14 protein-coding genes and 2 pseudogenes are annotated in these 18,870 nt (G+C 51.0%); 8 read left to right on the top strand and 8 right to left on the bottom strand.

Annotation, left to right across the window (positions count from 1 at the left end):
- Positions 1 to 13: 13 nt before the first annotated feature.
- Positions 14 to 3,061, bottom strand: a complete 3,048-nt coding sequence (gene fdnG / locus ACE15A_RS11430; RefSeq protein ID WP_077918502.1) for a formate dehydrogenase-N subunit alpha — start codon at positions 3,059 to 3,061, stop codon at positions 14 to 16.
- A gap of 277 nt (positions 3,062 to 3,338) precedes the next feature.
- Here fdnG and yddG point away from each other — a divergent pair, with 277 nt between their 5' ends.
- From yddG to ACE15A_RS11415, 3 genes are all read left to right on the top strand, one after another.
- Positions 3,339 to 4,220 (top strand): aromatic amino acid efflux DMT transporter YddG, encoded by an 882-nt coding sequence (gene yddG / locus ACE15A_RS11425; RefSeq protein ID WP_023249393.1) that lies wholly within the window; start codon positions 3,339 to 3,341, stop codon positions 4,218 to 4,220.
- A 527-nt stretch (positions 4,221 to 4,747) separates the two neighbouring features.
- Positions 4,748 to 5,836, top strand: coding sequence for a porin OmpD (gene ompD, locus ACE15A_RS11420; protein WP_023249394.1), 1,089 nt, complete (start codon positions 4,748 to 4,750; stop codon positions 5,834 to 5,836).
- A gap of 145 nt (positions 5,837 to 5,981) precedes the next feature.
- Positions 5,982 to 6,362 (top strand): GFA family protein, encoded by a 381-nt coding sequence (locus tag ACE15A_RS11415; protein WP_077918505.1) that lies wholly within the window; start codon positions 5,982 to 5,984, stop codon positions 6,360 to 6,362.
- Positions 6,363 to 6,386: 24 nt separating this feature from the next.
- Here the strand turns inward: ACE15A_RS11415 and smvA are convergent, their stop codons facing one another.
- Positions 6,387 to 7,874 carry a methyl viologen efflux MFS transporter SmvA gene (smvA, locus tag ACE15A_RS11410; protein WP_053509702.1) on the bottom strand — a complete coding sequence of 496 codons (1,488 nt, stop codon included), beginning with the start codon at positions 7,872 to 7,874 and terminating at the stop codon, positions 6,387 to 6,389.
- Between the two features lie 118 nt (positions 7,875 to 7,992).
- Here smvA and ACE15A_RS11405 point away from each other — a divergent pair, with 118 nt between their 5' ends.
- The 3 genes and pseudogenes from ACE15A_RS11405 (at position 7,993) to ACE15A_RS11395 (ending at position 10,011) form a co-directional block, all read left to right on the top strand.
- Positions 7,993 to 8,571, top strand: a complete 579-nt coding sequence (locus ACE15A_RS11405) for a TetR family transcriptional regulator (RefSeq protein ID WP_023249397.1) — start codon at positions 7,993 to 7,995, stop codon at positions 8,569 to 8,571.
- A 180-nt stretch (positions 8,572 to 8,751) separates the two neighbouring features.
- Positions 8,752 to 9,009, top strand: a pseudogene (gene narI / locus ACE15A_RS11400) (respiratory nitrate reductase subunit gamma); the annotation flags it as partial.
- 108 nt (positions 9,010 to 9,117) lie between these two features.
- Positions 9,118 to 10,011: a PhzF family isomerase gene (locus ACE15A_RS11395; RefSeq protein WP_053509703.1), complete on the top strand. Its 894-nt coding sequence runs from the start codon at positions 9,118 to 9,120 to the stop codon at positions 10,009 to 10,011.
- Between the two features lie 36 nt (positions 10,012 to 10,047).
- Here ACE15A_RS11395 and nhoA read toward each other — a convergent pair whose 3' ends face one another.
- From nhoA to ACE15A_RS11380, 3 genes are all read right to left on the bottom strand, one after another.
- Positions 10,048 to 10,893, bottom strand: coding sequence for an N-hydroxyarylamine O-acetyltransferase (gene nhoA / locus ACE15A_RS11390; protein WP_053509704.1), 846 nt, complete (start codon positions 10,891 to 10,893; stop codon positions 10,048 to 10,050).
- 127 nt (positions 10,894 to 11,020) lie between these two features.
- Positions 11,021 to 11,254, bottom strand: a complete 234-nt coding sequence (gene pptA / locus ACE15A_RS11385) for a tautomerase PptA (RefSeq protein ID WP_023249401.1) — start codon at positions 11,252 to 11,254, stop codon at positions 11,021 to 11,023.
- A 112-nt stretch (positions 11,255 to 11,366) separates the two neighbouring features.
- Entirely contained in the window at positions 11,367 to 12,326 is a 960-nt protein-coding gene (locus ACE15A_RS11380; RefSeq protein WP_053509706.1) for a hypothetical protein, read from the bottom strand.
- 384 nt (positions 12,327 to 12,710) lie between these two features.
- Between ACE15A_RS11380 and ansP the strand changes: the two genes are divergently transcribed.
- Positions 12,711 to 14,204: an L-asparagine permease gene (ansP, locus tag ACE15A_RS11375; protein WP_129382426.1), complete on the top strand. Its 1,494-nt coding sequence runs from the start codon at positions 12,711 to 12,713 to the stop codon at positions 14,202 to 14,204.
- A 76-nt stretch (positions 14,205 to 14,280) separates the two neighbouring features.
- Here the strand turns inward: ansP and ACE15A_RS11370 are convergent, their stop codons facing one another.
- Both ACE15A_RS11370 and ACE15A_RS11365 read right to left on the bottom strand, forming a co-directional pair.
- Entirely contained in the window at positions 14,281 to 14,502 is a 222-nt protein-coding gene (locus tag ACE15A_RS11370) for a YgdI/YgdR family lipoprotein (protein ID WP_023249404.1), read from the bottom strand.
- A 149-nt stretch (positions 14,503 to 14,651) separates the two neighbouring features.
- Positions 14,652 to 15,713: a YncE family protein gene (locus ACE15A_RS11365; RefSeq protein ID WP_053509708.1), complete on the bottom strand. Its 1,062-nt coding sequence runs from the start codon at positions 15,711 to 15,713 to the stop codon at positions 14,652 to 14,654.
- Between the two features lie 263 nt (positions 15,714 to 15,976).
- On the opposite strand from ACE15A_RS11365, the pseudogene pqqU reads away from it, so the two are divergent.
- Positions 15,977 to 18,097: pseudogene (pqqU, locus tag ACE15A_RS11360) on the top strand (TonB-dependent receptor PqqU).
- 45 nt (positions 18,098 to 18,142) lie between these two features.
- Here the strand turns inward: pqqU and mcbR are convergent.
- On the bottom strand, positions 18,143 to 18,808 hold the full coding sequence (gene mcbR / locus ACE15A_RS11355; RefSeq protein WP_129382425.1) for a colanic acid/biofilm transcriptional regulator McbR: 666 nt from the start codon (positions 18,806 to 18,808) through the stop codon (positions 18,143 to 18,145).
- Between the last annotated feature and the right edge of the window lie 62 nt (positions 18,809 to 18,870).

Here is an 18,870-nt window from a genome sequence, read left to right as displayed (position 1 = left end):
ATGTTCGCCTCCCCTACGCCTTCTCGATGTTAACTAAAAACGCTTTATATTCCGGCGTTTGCGAGTTTGCATCACCGACATTTGGCGTCAGTGTATTGGCGATATAGCCTTTGCGCGCGACTCCCTCAAAGCCCCAGTGAATCGGGATACCCACCGTTTCAACCTGCTGACCGTTGACATGCAGCGTGCGAATTCGACGAGTTACCACCGCGACCGCGCGAATAAACCCGCGTTTACTGCTCACCTTCACATAGTCACCGTTAGCAATACCTTTCGCTGCCGCCAGCGTCTCACTGATTTCCACAAACTGTTCTGGCTGAGCGATAGCGTTAAGTAGCGCATGTTTGGTCCAGGTATGGAAATGCTCAGTGAGTCGGTAAGTCGTACCCACGTACGGAAACTGTTCCTTCTTACCCATGCGCAGCGCATCTTCTTCATACAGACGCGCAGCCGGGTTCGAGACCACATTCGGGTGCAGTGGGTTAGTGCCCAGCGGCGTTTCCATTGGCTCGTAGTGTTCCGGGAACGGTCCTTCCGCCATCTTATCAATAGCAAACAGACGTCCCAGCCCTTCCGGTTGCATGATAAACGGATTGGTCCCGCTACCCGGTGCCGCGTTGTTAAAGTCCGGAATATCGTTCCCCGTCCACTTCGCGCCGTTCCACTGGATCAGCATCCGTTTCGTATCCCACGGTTTGCCCTGCGGGTCCGCCGAGGCGCGGTTATACAATACGCGACGGTTTAGCGGCCACGCCCACGCCCAGCCCAGCGTATTGCCAAGTCCTGACGGGTCGGCGTTATCACGCCTGGACATCTGGTTACCCTGCTCCGTCCAGCTACCGGTATAAATCCAGCAGGAGGAGGATGTTGTACCGTCATCGCGCAGTAGGGCAAAGCTATCCAACAACTGGCCTTTCCTGGCAAGCAGAGTACCGTTGGCGTCATAGAGATCTTCCAGCGCATAGCCGTTGTTCTCTTTCGCCACTTCTTCCGAATGCGGTTCATCCGGCTGCTTGTAGTTCCAGCTCATCTTCAGTAGTGGTTCGGCGCCTTTACCACCTTCTGCGCGATACATTTCACGCAGACGATGGTAAATACCGGCCAGAATCTCGCCGTCGTTACGCGCTTCGCCCGGCGCATCCTGACCTTTCCAGTGCCACTGTAGCCAGCGACCAGAGTTAGCGATAGAGCCATCCTCTTCCGCAAAACAGGTAGACGGCAGACGGAAGACTTCGGTCTGAATCGTTGTCGGATCGACATCATTAGATTCGCCGTGGTTCTGCCAGAACGTTGAGGTTTCAGTCACCAGCGGATCGATAACAACCAGATACTTCAGTTTGCTTAAGCTTTGCACCACTTTGTTTTTGTCCGGGAAGGACGCTACGGGATTAAAGCCCTGACAGAAATAGCCGGTGACTTTCCCGCTATCCATCATGTTGAAATATTTGATCACGTCATAGGACTGATCCCACTTAGGCAGCCAGGCAAAGCCCCACTCATTCTCTTTCTGCGCCGCATCGCCATAGAAAGATTTCATCAGGCTGACGAAGAACTTAGGATAATTACCCCAGTAGTTGACCTGATCGGCCAGCGTCGCTTTAGGGGTATTCGCTGCCAGATAAGTTCGCAGATCGGTCTGTTTTTCCGACGGCAGCGTCAGATAACCAGGCAGGCTGGTGGAGAGCAACCCTAAATCCGTTAAGCCCTGAATATTAGAGTGGCCGCGCAAGGCGTTCACACCGCCGCCAGCCATCCCCATATTGCCGAGCAACAATTGGATCATCGCCATGGTACGGATGTTTTGCGCCCCGACGGTATGTTGCGTCCAGCCCAGCGCATACAGGAAAGTGGTAGTGCGATCCGGAACACTGGTAGAAGCCAACACCTCACACACTTTCAGGAAGTCCGCTTTCGGCGTACCGCAGATGTTTTCCACGACTTCCGGCGTATAGCGCGAAACGTGCTGTTTCAGCAGATTCCACACACAACGTGGGTGCGTCAACGTTTCATCACGTTTGGCATAGCCGTTTTCATCGAACTGGTAGTTCCAGGAGGATTTATCGTACTGACGCTTTTGGGCGTCATAGCCGCTGAAAAGGCCGTCATCAAAGGCAAAATCATCCCGCACCAGCAGGCTGGCGTTGGTGTAATGCTTAACGTATTCAGCGTTGATTTTGTTATTTTCGATCAGGTACAGCAAAACGCCGGACAGGAAGGTAATGTCCGTACCGGAACGTATTGGCGCATAGATATCCGCCACCGACGCCGTACGCGTAAAGCGTGGATCAACGACAATCAGTGTCGCATCGTTATTATTTTTCGCTTCCATCGCCCAGCGGAAACCCACCGGATGCGCTTCTGCGGCATTGCCGCCCATCACCATCACGACGTTAGCGTTTTTAATATCCACCCAGTGGTTGGTCATCGCACCGCGACCAAATGTTGGAGCAAGACTTGCTACCGTTGGTCCGTGTCAGACGCGCGCCTGGTTGTCTACCGCCAGCATGCCGAGAGAACGCACAAACTTCTGCGTCAGCATACCCGTTTCATTGCTGGCCGCTGAGGCGCACAGCATCCCGGTGGAGAGCCAGCGGTTAACCGTGATGCCCTGCTCATTCTTTTCAATAAAATTGGCATCACGGTCGGCTTTCATTAATTTGGCAATCCGCGTGAAAGCGTCATCCCAGCTAATGCGTTGCCACTTGTCGGACCCCGGCGCGCGGTATTCCGGATAGCGTAGACGATCTTCACTGTGAACATAGTCGAGCAAACCGGCCCCTTTCGGACACAGTGCGCCACGGCTTACCGGATGGTCCGGATCGCCTTCAATATGGTAAATCGCTTCTTTCGCGTTTTTTGCCCCATCGCCCAGGCTATACATTAATAGCCCACAACCTACGGAACAGTATGTGCAGGAGTTACGAATCTCTTTCGCGCGCAACAGCTTATAGTTTCGCGCCTGAGCCAGGGCCATTTTAGGTGTAAAACCCAGCGCGGCCACCGTTGTTCCCGCCATACCGCCCGCGCAGATTTTAAAAAATTGTCTGCGGCTGACGTCCATTGTTTTCCTCTTTTTTCCAGGGATGCACACATCCATCGAACTGCATCAAGACCTCAATCCAGGATGCGCGTATAACTTCGCGAGGAAACTAACAGTAAAATCGATAACTTTTTTGCGTCAAATCAATATTGAAACGGTTCCGCTACTAAATAGCCCTATTTTTAAAGCGCAATAACTCCAGGGAGGTACTAAAAAATGACGCGGCATGGTATCACCCTCGGGAAAAGTGCTATAAGTGGCAGCTTATTTAGCGCGGTATTCAGGACAGTAACAAAGCATGACATCACAAAAAGCAACGCTAATAGGGCTTGTCGCCATCGTTCTGTGGAGCACGATGGTTGGGTTAATTCGCGGCGTCAGCGAAGGTCTCGGGCCGGTAGGCGGCGCGGCCATGATCTATTCGTTAAGCGGCCTGCTGCTGATTTTTACTGTCGGATTACCTGATATCCGTCGTTTCCCGGGTCGATACCTCATCGCAGGCAGCGTATTGTTTGTCAGTTACGAAATATGCCTGGCGCTTTCTCTCGGTTATGCCGCCACTCGCCATCAGGCTATCGAAGTAGGCATGGTTAACTATTTATGGCCCAGCCTGACTATTCTGTTTGCCATTCTTTTTAATGGACAAAAAACTAACTGGCTTATTGTTCCAGGATTACTTATCGCACTTGCTGGCGTTTGCTGGGTTCTTGGAGGTGAGAATGGTCTTAATCCAGGAGAAATTGTCAGCAATGTCGCCAGCAGTCCGCTAAGTTATTTACTGGCATTTCTTGGTGCGTTTATATGGGCGACGTACTGCACAGTCACAAATAAATATGCGCGTGGTTTTAACGGTATCACCGTCTTTGTGTTACTCACCGCCGTGGCGCTGTGGTTCCACTATTTTCTTACGCCGCAACCTGCCATGATATTTAGCCTGCCAGTGATTGCTAAACTTTTTACCGCGGCATTAACGTTAGGATTTGCCTACGCGGCATGGAATGTGGGTATACTTCATGGCAATGTCACTATCATGGCCGTAGGGTCTTATTTTACGCCAGTCATGTCCTCTGCTCTGGCTGCGCTGTTACTCAGCTCACCGCTGTCATTCTCTTTCTGGCAAGGCGCAGTCATGGTATGCGTAGGCTCGCTACTTTGTTGGCTGGCAACGCGCCGGGGCTGATAGCGACAGGCGGGCCGATGTTGATATAAAATCGACCCGCTGCAACTTGACACCCTTCATAACACAACTACGCTTTTATCTATATTGCCTGTTTCATTTGACGGTTTTGCTATTTTTTAAGTGCTAACCTTGCGCCGTACCAGGATTGCGCTGGCAAAAAATACAAATTTTACAAAATGGTTAAACATGTTAATATAATGATATCGATATGATAAAATATATAGTTAGCGCTGATTAACAACGGTATTAGTGCATATAATAATCAGTTGTTACTACCAAAAATAGAACCATAAACAGACCAATAATCCCGCCCGAAAATATATTTTACAAGACAGTCCCTATTTAAATTAATTTTCTCAGATGTATTAAGGCGATCTGGATCACACAAATTAAAATAATTTGTAATCTTATGAAACTTATTATTGAACTTATACCACTCCGTCATTTAAAAATAGTCTGCCATTGACAAACGCCTCGTTTAACAATGGTTGAGGAAACTCGCTAAGAAAATTATAAGGACTATTAAAATGAAACTTAAGTTAGTGGCAGTGGCAGTGACTTCCCTGTTGGCAGCAGGCGTAGTAAACGCAGCCGAGGTATATAACAAAGACGGTAATAAACTGGATCTGTACGGTAAAGTTCATGCTCAGCATTATTTCTCTGATGATAATGCGAGTGATGGTGACAAAACTTACGCGCGTCTGGGCTTTAAAGGCGAAACGCAGATCAACGATCAGTTAACCGGTTTTGGTCAGTGGGAATATGAATTCAAAGGCAACCGTACTGAAAGCCAGGGCGCTGACAAAGACAAAACCCGTCTGGCGTTTGCTGGTCTGAAATTCGCTGACTACGGTTCTTTCGACTATGGTCGTAACTATGGCGTTGCTTACGACATCGGCGCATGGACCGACGTTCTGCCGGAATTCGGCGGCGACACCTGGACACAAACTGACGTCTTCATGACTGGCCGTACTACTGGTGTTGCAACCTACCGTAACACTGACTTCTTCGGCCTGGTTGAAGGTCTGAACTTCGCCGCGCAGTACCAGGGCAAAAATGACCGTGACGGCGCGTATGAAGCTAACGGCGACGGTTTTGGTCTCTCCGCAACGTATGAGTACGAAGGTTTTGGCGTAGGTGCGACCTATGCGAAGTCTGACCGTACTAACACCCAGGTTAAGGCTGCGAGCAACCTCAATGCCGCGGGTAAAAATGCTGAAGTCTGGGCAGCCGGTCTGAAATATGATGCGAACAACATCTATCTGGCGACCACTTACTCCGAAACGCTGAACATGACCACCTTCGGTGAAGATTTAGCTGGTGACGCGTTTATCGCGAACAAAACCCAGAACTTTGAAGCGGTTGCTCAGTATCAGTTCGACTTCGGTCTGCGTCCGTCCATCGCGTACCTGAAATCCAAAGGTAAAAACCTGGGTACTTACGGCGACCAGGATCTGGTTGAGTACATCGATGTCGGCGCAACCTACTACTTCAACAAAAACATGTCCACCTTCGTTGATTACAAAATCAACCTGCTGGACGACAGCGATTTCACCAAAGCGGCTAAAGTGTCTACCGACAACATCGTTGCTGTTGGTCTGAACTACCAGTTCTAATCCTGCATGATGTAATGAAGTCCAGGCCAGCCCATGATGGGCTGGCTTTTTCTCATGATGTTGAACCGGTCATAAGGAGTATGCCGTGCAAACGTTCACAGGACGTTGCCTTTGCGGGCGGAGCCATTTTACCGTTAACGTCGAAATACTCGATGTCTATGCCTGCCACTGCACGCTGTGTCAAAAATGGTCGGGCGGAATAGCCATGTATCTGGAAGCCTGCGGGCAACCACAGCTAGCCCCCCTTTCCCCGGAACCGCCATACTTTTCATCCTCTTCGCGCGGCGAACGCTACTTCTGTTCCGGCTGCGGGTGTCCGCTGTGGTTTCGGCTTACCGATACCGATCGCTATTTTATTCCCTGGACCTTACTGGAACTGAACGAAGTTGATCGTCGTCGGCTGATTCTGGCTGCGGAAATTTATACCGAAACCCAACCTGCCTTCTGGCGACTGACGGGGCAATACGCACGCCTCAGCGGTAAAGAAGTTGAGGAAATGGACTACCCCTGCCAGTTAGCGCATTAAGCACTTATCTCACCAGGCTTTATGTTATCGGCGTTGGGCCTTTGCCAGGCTGAACCACATCCCTACCGCCAGTAAAAGAAGCATACTTCCGGCGCTGCTTAACGCCACGCTATGCGACCAGATAAAGGCTTGTCTGGCGGCGTCCAGTATTGCCTGCCCCAGTGTCGGCGGCAGGTTATTCGCCAACTGCACCGCTTCCCCCATTGAAGATGACGCTCTGATAATCTCTTGCGCCTCAAGCCCGGCAGGCAGACGGATAGAGGCGGAGAAGCTACGGCTTAGTAGCAGACCGAAAATAGCGATGCCCAGTCCCGCGCCCAGTTCATAAGCCATCGTTTCTATAGCGCCGGCCGCCGCCGCTTTTTCTGCCGGCGCAGCGGCCATAATTGCCGATGTGGAAGCCAGTAATGCGCTGGCGGCGCTAAATCCCAGCAGCGCCATCAGCCCCCAGGCCTGCCATTGTTGGGTGCTGAAATCCGTCATCGCCAGGCCATAAAAACTCAGCGCGCTTAACGCCATTCCGCCCGTTGCGACCAGCCGTAGTCCCAGACGCGAGACCAGCACGCCCGCAATCGGCCCGCTGAATCCGCTGGCGACCATCACCGGCAGCATAAATACCCCGGCCTCATAGGGCGATAGCCCGTGGACAAACTGTAACTCTTGCGCCATCAGTAGCTCAAAGCCCACCAAAGTGATCATCGCGGTCATTGCCATCACGACGCCGCTCAGGATAATGCGATGGGTAAACAGTCGCATATCAATCATCGGACGCGATGTCGCAAGCTGTGTGCGGATAAAGAGTCCCAGTAGCAACGCGCCGATAAGTAAGGTCAGCGAGATTACCCCCAGCGATAAATGCCCTTTCAGCGCAGTTTTAGCGCTATAGACCAACAGCAAAATGGCAATAATCAGCATCACCGCATGGCCAAGATTGAGCGGTTGATCGCGACGGCCCGCCTGACGAGGAACATAGCGGGCGGTTAAGCCCATGACGACCAGCACAATCGGCACGTTGATCAGGAAAACCGATCCCCAGTAAAAATGCTCCAGTAATATGCCGCCGATGAGCGGCCCAAACGCCGCTCCGCCCGAACCTACCGCTGCCCAGACGCCCAGCGCCATGTTGCGATGCTTCTCTTCGGAAAAGGTGGCGCGTATCCCGGCCAGCGTCGCCGGTACAATCATTGCCGCGCCGATAGCCAGTAATACCCTGGTGGCAATAAGCCAACTGGCGGTATGCGAAAACGCCGCCGCCAATGACGCCAGGCCAAAGAGCGTTCCGCCCAGCATCAGCAGACGTTTAAAACCGATACGATCGCCAAGCGCGCCCATCGGTAGCACCATGCCTGCCATGACCAAAGAATAAATATCAATGATCCACAGTAGCTCGTTGCCGCTGGCGCCCAGCGTCATACTTAATGTCGGCGCGGCGACATGCAGGACCGTGGCATCAATGGCGACAGGAATATAGACCAGTACAATAATGACTAACGTTAACCACTGACGAAACATAAATCTCCCTTCAAAAAAATCAAATTTGGACGCCTGTCCAGTTTCAGGATCGTACGGTAAGTTGAACGAATGTCCAGCTTTTTGTTACACTGCGCGCATTGGCTAATGTGGGGAAAATATGAGTTACCTTAACCGGGATGAACGCCGCGAAGTGATCCTGCAAGCGGCGATGCGCGTGGCGCTGGCAGAGGGTTTTGCTGCCATGACGGTGCGACGGATCGCGTCAGAAGCCGATGTCGCCGCCGGACAAGTGCATCACCACTTCAGCTCGGCGGGCGAGCTTAAAGCGCTGGCCTTTGTCCATTTGATCCGTACCCTACTTGATGCCGGACAAGTTCCGCCGCCCGCCACCTGGCGTGAACGGCTTCATGCCATGCTGGGTAGCGAAGACGGCGGCTTTGAGCCTTACATTAAATTGTGGCGAGAGGCGCAAATTCTGGCTGACCGGGATCCGTATATCAGGGATGCTTATCTCCTTACGATGCAGATGTGGCATGAGGAAACGGTCACTATTATCAAGCAGGGCAAACAGGCAGGTGAATTTACCTTTACGTCTAACGCCACGGATATCGCCTGGCGGCTTATCGCACTGGTGTGCGGGCTGGACGGTATGTATGTGCTGGGTATTCCGGAGATGGCCGATCCCGCGTTTGAATATCATCTGGATCGTATGATTACGCTTGAACTCTTTGCGTAAACTTACAAAAAGTTTAATAAATTAACTTTTAATCTACAAGTGGTAACAATTAAGAAACACCATATCTCTTCTTCGCGCTGGCCTATTTTTTATCTATTCTTTCACTCAACATTCTAAAAAACTTCAATAAGTTCTCAAAAGAGCGCGTAACGCTCTGTCTCTTTTTTTGTGTTTTACTGCCTGAACACCATTCCGTTTTCGGCGCAATATCCGGATGGCAGCGAAATGATGAAGCTGGTGAGCTGGGCGCAAAGTATTGTTACCTTCCGTGGTGGGTCTTCGGAAATGCTGAGCGGTGTGGCGTTTGTTTTCCGCGTCCATCTGGTACCAGGAATGGCTATTTTTCTGCTCTTCCCGTTCACCCGTCTGGTCCATGTCTGGAGCGCGTCGTTTGAGTATTTCACCCGCCGCTACCCGATTGTTCGTACCCGCCGCTAATTCTCTTTGCCCGGAGGGCGCACGCTTACCGGGCAAAGAAAAACGCATGGGCGTCGTCATTCGGCAACGCACAGGCTATGATGACTCTTCAGCCAAAGGAGAACATCAATGAAACCGCAGATTTATCATGTTGACGCCTTCACCAGCGAACCCTTTCGCGGCAACTCTGCCGGCGTTGTCTTACATGCGGATACACTAAGCGACGCGCAGATGCAACTAATTGCCCGTGAACTTCGTCACTCGGAAACCGCCTTTTTGCTAAAAAGCGAAGAGAGCGATGTACGCATACGCTACTTTACACCGACAGTAGAAGTCCCCATCTGTGGTCATGCCACCGTGGCCGCGCATTATGTTCGGGCAACGGTACTGGGGTTGGGAAACACCACCGTCTGGCAAACCTCGTTAGCGGGTCGTCATCGCGTTGAAATTCATGCCGAATACAACGACTATCGCATCACGCTGGAGCAAGGTAAGCCTTCTTTTGAACTACCGTTTGTCGGAGAGATTCGGGCTGCCATCATCGCCGCGCTGAACCTTACTGAAGATGATATCGTGCCGGGAGCGCCGATTCAGGTGGCTTCAACCGGACATGCAAAAGTGATGATTCTGCTCAAACCAGACGTTGATATTAATGCCCTTTCTCCGGATCTGGCAGCCCTGATGGCAATTGGCCAGCAAATTGGCTGTAACGGCTTTTTTCCTTTCCAGATTCGTCCGGGAAAAAACGAAACCGATGGGCGGATGTTTTCCCCGGCGATGGGGATTGTGGAAGATCCGGTAACGGGAAATGCCAATGGTCCGATGGGAGCATGGCTCATCCATCATGGTCTGATGGCGCATGACGGTAAAACGCTGCAGATTAAAGGTCATCAGGGACGCGCTTTAGGCAGAGAGGGAACGGTTGATGTTACTATCACCATTCGCGATAACCAGCCGGAAAACGTCACCATCTCCGGCCAGGCGGTCATTCTGTTTCATGCCGAATGGGCCATTAATTTTTAATCTTTGTCAGGCCAGCTAACCCTCGGCGGCAAAAAATTATTTTCCTGCCTCCGGATGAGTATCAAATCCAGCCATTACCGCAGTCAGCTCCGCCTCGGTAAAACCGTGCTTTGCATCATTTACGCAGAGACCAAACTGCTGCTGAAGTAACTGATACAACGATGGCACATCCGGTAAATTAACCTGTTCAACGGCATGTCCCAGGTGGTAACGCGTGAAGTGGAAATTCGTTAATGTCAGCTTGCCGCTCTCAGGTAAATGGCGGCACATCAACAAATGATGGCGAAAATGGGATTGCGGCCAGTGAGCCGACCAGAAATTGCCCATCACATGATCGCTCTGCTGCTGTCTCCCCAGATCAAAACAGTACATCGACTGCCAGTGCTCATGGTGGCGGAATTGTAAAATCCATGTGCCCCCCTCCTGCAGCAGGCGGTATTCGCCATGCGGTGTCTGCTGGGCAATTTCCGCCTGCAGACGAAGCGGCGCGGTTAGCGTTTGGCCGCCAAAACCCACGTCAGCGATCCACTGCTCGCCCTCAACATCAACCAGCAGCAAACGGTGCGTGCGCGGCGGTAAGGTGGCAGGATTAGACAGAATTACCCGCCCCAATAAGCTTCGGACGTTAAAACCAATGTCGCGTAGTGCGCGTTCAAGCAGGCCATTCTGTTCAAAACAGTATCCACCGCGTCGGGCATGAAGCAGTTTCTCTTCTAATGCTGTCTCATCAAGCTGTATTTCACGAGGTAGTAGTACATCCAGATTTTCAAAAGGAATGGCGCAGTTGTGCGCTAAGTGAAGCGTTCTAAGCGTTTCAACCGTAGGAACGGTCAACGGCTGACAATTTAACCGCGTAAAATAAGCATGTAAAAAAGAGGTCATCTGAGGCTTCCATTAAGGTATTCCACGTTGAGTCCCCCATCTCAGCGCTGGGGACTCATGGCATTGCGGCGTACAAACGGCAATTAGGTTCTGCTAACACACCGCTAAAACAGCGCGACGAGATAGACTATTTCGACATCGTGTAACCGGGTTTTTTAATTAGCGTTTCCATCTGCGGGGCGATTTCGGTATCCCATACCGCCTGCCACTCTTCGGGCGGTACGTGGTTAAGCGCTACGCTAATGGAACTCTCTTTGCTTTGCAAATGGCGGATGATGACATCGGTAATGTCGGCGGCCAGCGCCAATTTTGCTTCGTCGGTCAGATCGCGGGGAAAACATTTGATATCAACGTGGGGCATAATGATGTTCCTGTGAACAATAGGACGTTAACATTACCTTACCCGTTGATGGGTGTATAGAAGGTAGGGGGAATTACAGCACACCCCGTAAAAGACGAGGCGTGCCAATGAGTTAACCTGGATCTAGACGAGACGAGTCTTCCTCCCTCAGCAGTGGAATCGTCGACATGATGGAACTGGCATCGTCAGCAGGTCTTACCCCTGTTGCAATAGCGCTTCTGGCAACGTCAATGATTCTCTCTTCCAGCGGTTTAAACGTCTCATTTGTTGAGTCAAGGGCAGTAAATATTCTCTCAAACTCCTCAGAAAACTGGACAAAATTGCCCTCAATGGTAATGTCCTCTTGGGTGGCCTCGTTTGTAAGTATTACCTTTATCTGCTCCGTTACCGGGTCCGGAAATTCTATAAACTCAAGAGGGTACTGTTCGCCTGCCTCTTCGCATACGGTCATTCTCACAGTGGTTTTACCTTCAGCCGCAGCCTGGCTTAATTGCCTATGTATGTTATACATACTTCTGACATATAAGTTCTCACCATAGAACTGCGGCTCCGGACCGTTTATAATTGGCGCTATTTTGAAGGCGTTCATTTCTGAAAATGCCGCCAGAGTCTTATAACTTTCGCTAAGAGCATATAATCCTGGCGCTGTTTCAAATTCCTGTTCCAGCTTTACGCAGATCTCTTTGAACGTACCGGGAACCTCATCCGTGTGGTTGTCGTCGGATATTCTTACTACCGACTCGCCATTGGGGCCGACAGAAATTTCTTCCAGTCGCAACTGGCCGCCGCTTTTAAGATTACATTCCACCGTCTTTTTTTGTAACGCAGACGCGGCCATGAGATTAGCGTGTATACCCTCTGCATTAGCACAGAACTCGGCAACTTTAGGTCGAACATTACAATAATGCTCAATCAAGCGAAAAATTCCATAGCCAATTCCCAGCGTGAATACGCCCACCATTCCCTTGGCGAATTTAGTCGCCAGCTTATTTTCATAGTTTCCCGCAGCCTGAGGAAGATTCGTTTCTGCTTTAAATGCCCGCGCGTAGGTTCCAGCTGATGTTAATGGCATCGTAATACTCCGTTGTCAGTTCATGTTTATGCCATAGTGACCTTTAGACGATGGTGGAAACTTTCAAATAATGCCCAGGTCGTGTGCAAGGTTTAACACGGGTTATTTAGGGCGCGACACGCCAGCCATAAGTTTATAATGTCGTCTCTGCTGGCTGAATCGTGACCGCTTTACACCACCTCTGACCACACAAATAGACTCGACATCCTCATTTTGTCCTTTTCGTATATTTTGCGTCATTTAACAATTGCAGGTAGGATGCACCGCCGGCGGTTTTAACAGAATAAGGGAAAAACCGTATTCGCCATTGCAGGTAATCGATTGGTTAGCACCCGTCGCGGCATAAGGGATTTTTCTGTCAGACAGGCCATAACAGGTAACGTAATGAAAACACAGACTACGCACGCCGCAGAGCAACATGCGGCGAAACGACGCTGGCTGAACGCCCATGAAGAGGGGTATCACAAAGCGATGGGAAATCGCCAGGTTCAGATGATTGCTATCGGCGGCGCGATTGGCACCGGATTATTTTTAGGCGCAGGCGCCCGATTGCAAATGGCCGGACCGGCACTGGCGCTGGTCTATCTGGTGTGCGGTATTTTTTCTTTTTTCATTTTACGCGCGCTGGGCGAACTGGTATTGCATCGCCCTTCCAGCGGGAGCTTCGTCTCCTACGCCCGTGAGTTTTTGGGTGAAAAAGCGGCCTACGTCGCAGGTTGGATGTACTTTATTAACTGGGCGATGACCGGGATCGTCGATATCACCGCCGTGGCGTTATATATGCACTACTGGGGCGCATTTGGCGACGTTCCGCAATGGGTGTTCGCGCTCGGCGCGTTAGCCATTGTCGGTACCATGAATATGATCGGCGTAAAATGGTTTGCCGAAATGGAGTTCTGGTTCGCGCTGATAAAAGTACTCGCGATTGTTATCTTCCTGGTGGTGGGCACGATTTTTCTCGGCACCGGTCAACCGCTTGATGGCAATGCCACCGGTTTCTACCTGATTACAGATAATGGCGGATTGTTCCCGCACGGCCTGTTGCCCGCGCTGGTACTGATTCAGGGCGTGGTGTTTGCCTTTGCTTCGATTGAGCTGGTCGGTACTGCCGCCGGCGAGTGCAAAGATCCACAGACGATGGTGCCGAAAGCCATCAATAGCGTGATCTGGCGTATCGGTCTGTTCTATGTGGGATCGGTCATACTGCTGGTTTTACTGCTGCCGTGGAACGCCTATCAGGCGGGACAAAGTCCGTTTGTCACCTTCTTTTCTAAACTTGGCGTACCTTATATTGGCAGCATTATGAATATCGTGGTGTTAACCGCCGCGCTTTCCAGCCTGAACTCCGGCCTTTACTGTACGGGGCGAATTTTACGCTCAATGTCGATGGGGGGGTCCGCACCGAAATTCATGGCGAAAATGAGCCGTCAGCATGTGCCCTATGCAGGTATTCTGGCGACTCTGGTAGTTTACGTGGTCGGCGTGTTCCTGAATTACCTCGTCCCCTCCCGCGTGTTCGAGATCGTTCTTAATTTTGCCTCGCTCGGCATTATCGCGTCGTGGGCGTTTATCATGGTGTGCCAGATGCGTTTACGCCAGGCGATAAAAGAAGGTAAAGCCGCAGACGTCAGTTTTAAACTGCCCGGCGCGCCTTTTACCTCCTGGCTAACGCTGCTGTTTTTGTTAAGCGTGCTGGTACTCATGGCGTTTGACTACCCGAATGGAACTTACACTATCGCCTCGTTGCCGCTGATCGCCATTCTGCTGGTCGCCGGCTGGTTTGGCGTGCGCCGTCGCGTGGCGGAGATCCATCGCACTGCGCCAGTGACTGCGGATTCGACAGTGAGTGTCGTATTGAAAGAAGAGGCCGCGACATAACATTACCCTTCCCCGGCAGCGCCAGACCTGCCGGGGTTAATGCTCGTTGCCACCAACACCGCATCGCGCCCAATGGTTAGTCAGCCTTAATCAACTGCGCCACATCATTGCTGTTAATTTCCCGCTGGTTACCCTCCTGATCGGTATAACGAGTCATTCCCGTCTCTTTATCTAATTGCGGCTTACCCTGAGTTACGATCGTTTGCCCATTCTTCGTCGTCATCACATAGTTGGTTGTGCAACCCGCAAGCATAAAAAACATCATGCCCAAACCTGAGCATATAAATAATTTTTTCATATTTCTCTCGTGAATATAATGAGTTAACTACAACAAAAGGCAGTGTAATTCTCACAGAATCATCAGGCTATCGGCGGGGTGTAACGAGGCGTATCGGTGCGTTTAAAGAGATGACTGGAGGGGTTCCGGTTCCCCCCCTCCATATCTATTTACAGAGCAATGCGGATAACATCATCCGGCTGCGTCGCTTCCTGTTCACGCGTCGATTTCTGCTTCACGCTGACGTAGAGCGTTTTACCGTCTGCCGATAGCGCCAGGCTATTCGGGTATGTCGGCGTATCGAACGTTTTAATAACTTTATAGGTCTTCGCATCGATCACACTGACCTGCCCTGCCTGACGATGCGTCACATAGGCCTCGTTACGCATCGGGTTAAACAGGACGGCCAAAGAGGCAGGCGCCGCTATCTTGGTCAGAATATTGCCATTACGGGTATCGACAACCAGGATTTCAGCCGCCTTCGAGTCGGTGATAAACGCGCGATGACCTGCGGTATCGAGACTCAGGTTAATAAAGAAGTGTTCTTTGCCGTCATCCAGCAACTTCTTGCGGCTGAGAATTTTATTGCTGGCGGTATCGATGGTGATGAATTCGCCATCCGCATTGGTGGTGTACAGGCGTTGCGCTTTACTGTCGATCGCCAGACCCGTACTCATTTTGCCGGTATTTTCAATCGCCGTTTTCAGTTTGATGGTTTCGCCATCCACAACCCAGATGGCGCTCTCTTTACCAACACCGCTAATGTAGACCGTGTTGGTAGACGCATCGGCAACCAGTTCACGGGGCTGTAACGGACGAACCTCTTCGGTACGTTTGCGTGCATCAAGTACCAGACGGCCTTTTATATCGCCAGTTTTGGCGTCAATCGCGGTAACAGCGCTGTTAATGGTATTGCCAAACCACAGTGTTTGGGTCGCGGTATTGATTGTGGCGCCGAACGGCTTGAGATCGTTATGAATCGCTTGCGTGATTTCCAGCGTCACCGGGTCGAGACGATAAACCACGCCGCCTTTATCCAGTTTACGGCTTTGCGATGTAGCCAGCCAGAGCGCGTTTTCTTGCTGACTCCAGGCCATCTCATAAGCGCCTTTGCCTACCGCTTTACGCAGCATGTCTTCCGCCGCCAGCGTGCTAAATGAGGAGGCGACGAGGAGCGAACCTAACAATAAAGAACCACGCAGACGCGGCGAAAAAAGATGACGTAAGTGCATGACGACTCCCTTTGATAAAAACTTATATAGCTGCTTCACACTACTTCACTGTACGGAATCTTCGTTCCGCACTTATTATAAGTTGAGAATAATAATCATTATTCATCAGAAAGTGGAGCTTTTCCTCGCCTGCGAGCGTTTTAGCCCTTAAATACCGCACATTTTCTTAACTTAATGTGCGATTAAAATTTCAAAACTTTACATATTGGCTACCCTTAATGTCACGTTTTCCGTTGATACGCTTACATTTACCCGGCATTTTCATGAAAATTATTTCCGTTAGACAGCGACTTTATCCCGCCCTCTTATTTCCCCTGACCTTTTCCCCGGTCCTTCAGGCCGCCAGCGCACCCAATGAACAAACCATGATAGTCACCGCAACGCCGCAAACCGTATCCGAACTGGATACACCCGCCGCCGTTAGCGTCATTGAGGGGGAAGATATGCGTCTGGCGAGGCCGCGCGTCAATTTATCTGAGTCTTTAACCAGCGTCCCGGGATTGCAGATGCAAAACCGGCAAAACTACGCGCAGGATCTGCAAATCTCTATCCGTGGATTTGGCTCGCGTTCCGCCTTTGGCGTGCGCGGCATTCGTCTGTATGTTGATGGCATCCCCGCCACCATGCCGGATGGACAAGGCCAGATTTCGAATATTGATATTAACAGCATACAAGACGTTGAAGTGTTACGCGGCCCCTTCTCAGCGTTATACGGCAATGCTTCCGGCGGCGTGATAAATGTAACCACTGAAACCGGGAGACAGCCGCCCACCCTTGAGGCCAGCAGCTACTACGGCAGTTATGGAAGCTGGCGCTATGGGCTAAAAGCCACGGGCGCGATGGGCGACGGCACACAGCCTGGCGACGTGGATTACACGGTATCGACTACCCGTTTCACCACCCACGGCTACCGCGATCATAGCGGCGCGCGAAAAAATCTGGCTAATGCCAAACTGGGCGTGCGCCTTGACGATGCCAGTAAACTCTCGCTGATTTTTAATAGTGTGGACATTAAGGCGGACGATCCCGGCGGACTCACCGAATCTGAATGGAAAGCCGATCCGCAACAGGCGCCGCGCGCTGAACAGTACAATACGCGTAAAACTATCAAACAAACTCAGGCTGGATTGCGTTATGAACGTCAGCTCAGCGCGCAGGATGATATCAGCGTGATGGCCTACGCCGGAGAGCGGGAAACCACGCAATACCAGTCTATTCCCCTGGTGGCACAGCTAAAACCGGCCCAGGCTGGCGGCGTGATTACACTGCAACGCCACTATCAGGGCATTGATTCCCGCTGGACCCATCGTGGAGAATTAGGTGTACCGGTCACCTTCACTGGCGGATTAAATTATGAAAACATGAGCGAAAACCGAAAGGGTTACAATAACTTCCGCCTCAACAACGGCACCCCTGAGTTTGGGCATAAAGGCGATTTACGGCGGGATGAGCGTAACCTGATGTGGAATGTCGATCCTTATCTGCAAACCCAGTGGCAGCTTACGCAAAAACTCTCGCTGGATGCTGGCGTGCGCTACAGTTCCGTGTGGTTCGATTCTAACGATCACTATATCGCGCCCGGCAATGGCGATGACAGCGGCGACGCCAGCTATCATCAATGGTTACCCGCCGGATCGCTAAAATATGCGTTAACCGATGCCTGGAATCTCTATCTTGCTGCCGGTCGCGGATTTGAAACCCCCACTATCAATGAGCTTTCTTATCGCGCTGACGGCCAAAGCGGGTTCAACTTTGACCTCAAACCGTCGACAAATGATACGGTGGAAGTCGGCAGTAAGACGCGGATTGGTAATGGCTTGTTGACCGCTGCGTTATTTTAAACCGATACCGATGATGAAATTGTCGTCGCCAGCAGTATGGGGGGACGCACTACCTACAAAAACGCGGGTAAAACTCGCCGCCAGGGCGCAGAACTCGCGTTGGACCAGCGCTTCGCCGGCGACTGGCGTGTGAAAGCATCGTGGACCTGGCTGGATGCGACCTATCGCAGTAACGTTTGTCAGGGGCAAAACTGTGATGGAAACAGGATGCCTGGCATCGCCCGTAATATGGGATTCGCCTCATTAGGCTTTATCCCGGATGAGGGTTGGTACGCCGGAACTGACGTTCGGTATATGGGCGATATCATGGTCGATGATGAAAATACCGCAAAAGCCCCTTCTTATACCGTTGTTGGACTGAATACAGGGTATAAATTTAATTACAGTCAGCTTACCGTCGATATTTTTGGGCGGGTAGATAATCTATTTGATAAAGAATATATCGGTTCGGTGATCGTTAATGAATCTAATGGCCGGTATTATGAGCCAGCGCCAGGGCGTAACTATGGCGTGGGGATTAATCTGGCATGGCGATTTGAATAAACATCCGGCAATAGCGGGGGAGCCCCCGCTATTGATAAGTCATAGTTACATGACGTACTGATTTTTAATCGTCGCTATGTTTTGTTGCAAAACGTCCTGTAAACAGTGGCGGCTGGCTTCTTTATCACCGGCCACTAATGCATTAAGCAATTTCCTGTACAGATTAACGCCATTTTGATAATCATCAAGTTTAAAATTATCATATAAAAAATGCAGACTTGGCCCCAGACATACCCATAATTGCTCGATCATGGCATATAGTGTTGGCATATCCGCGTAGTGATAGATCTCAAAGCGGAATGCGCGGTTGGCCAAAAGAATTTTCTCCATAGCCCCACTTTCCAGCGCCTGTTGAAATTCCTCTAATAACGCATTCAGAGTCTGCTCGCGATCTGGGGTAATCTTACCCGCAGCAGCTACCACCGTCATCTCCTCCAGGGCAGTACGAATCGTATTAATTTCCAGCAAACGTTCCAGCGAGATCTCCGGCACCATAAACGCCTGTGCTGGCGCCACGGCCAAAGCACTGGAAGAGACCAACCTTAACAGGGCCTCACGCACCGGCGTAATACTTACACCTAACTCTTGAGCGATATTTTTAGTGATAAGCCTTGCGCCTGGCTTTAATGCGCCAATAGACAATTGATGCTTTAACCCATTTTCAACCTGTGTGGTCAGGCTTATATGTTGTGTTTTTTCCGTACCCGGCATTTTCCTTCCTTCACCTCTTGGCAGAACAACATCGCAATTGAGTCCCAAAGAAGTTTCGGAAC

The sequence above is a fragment of the Salmonella sp. HY31 genome (assembly GCF_042604575.1).
In the GTDB taxonomy this organism is placed as follows: Bacteria; Pseudomonadota; Gammaproteobacteria; order Enterobacterales; family Enterobacteriaceae; genus Salmonella; species Salmonella diarizonae.
The sequence above is the reverse complement of the archived record's forward strand: the minus strand, read 5'-3'. Positions and strand labels throughout refer to the sequence as shown.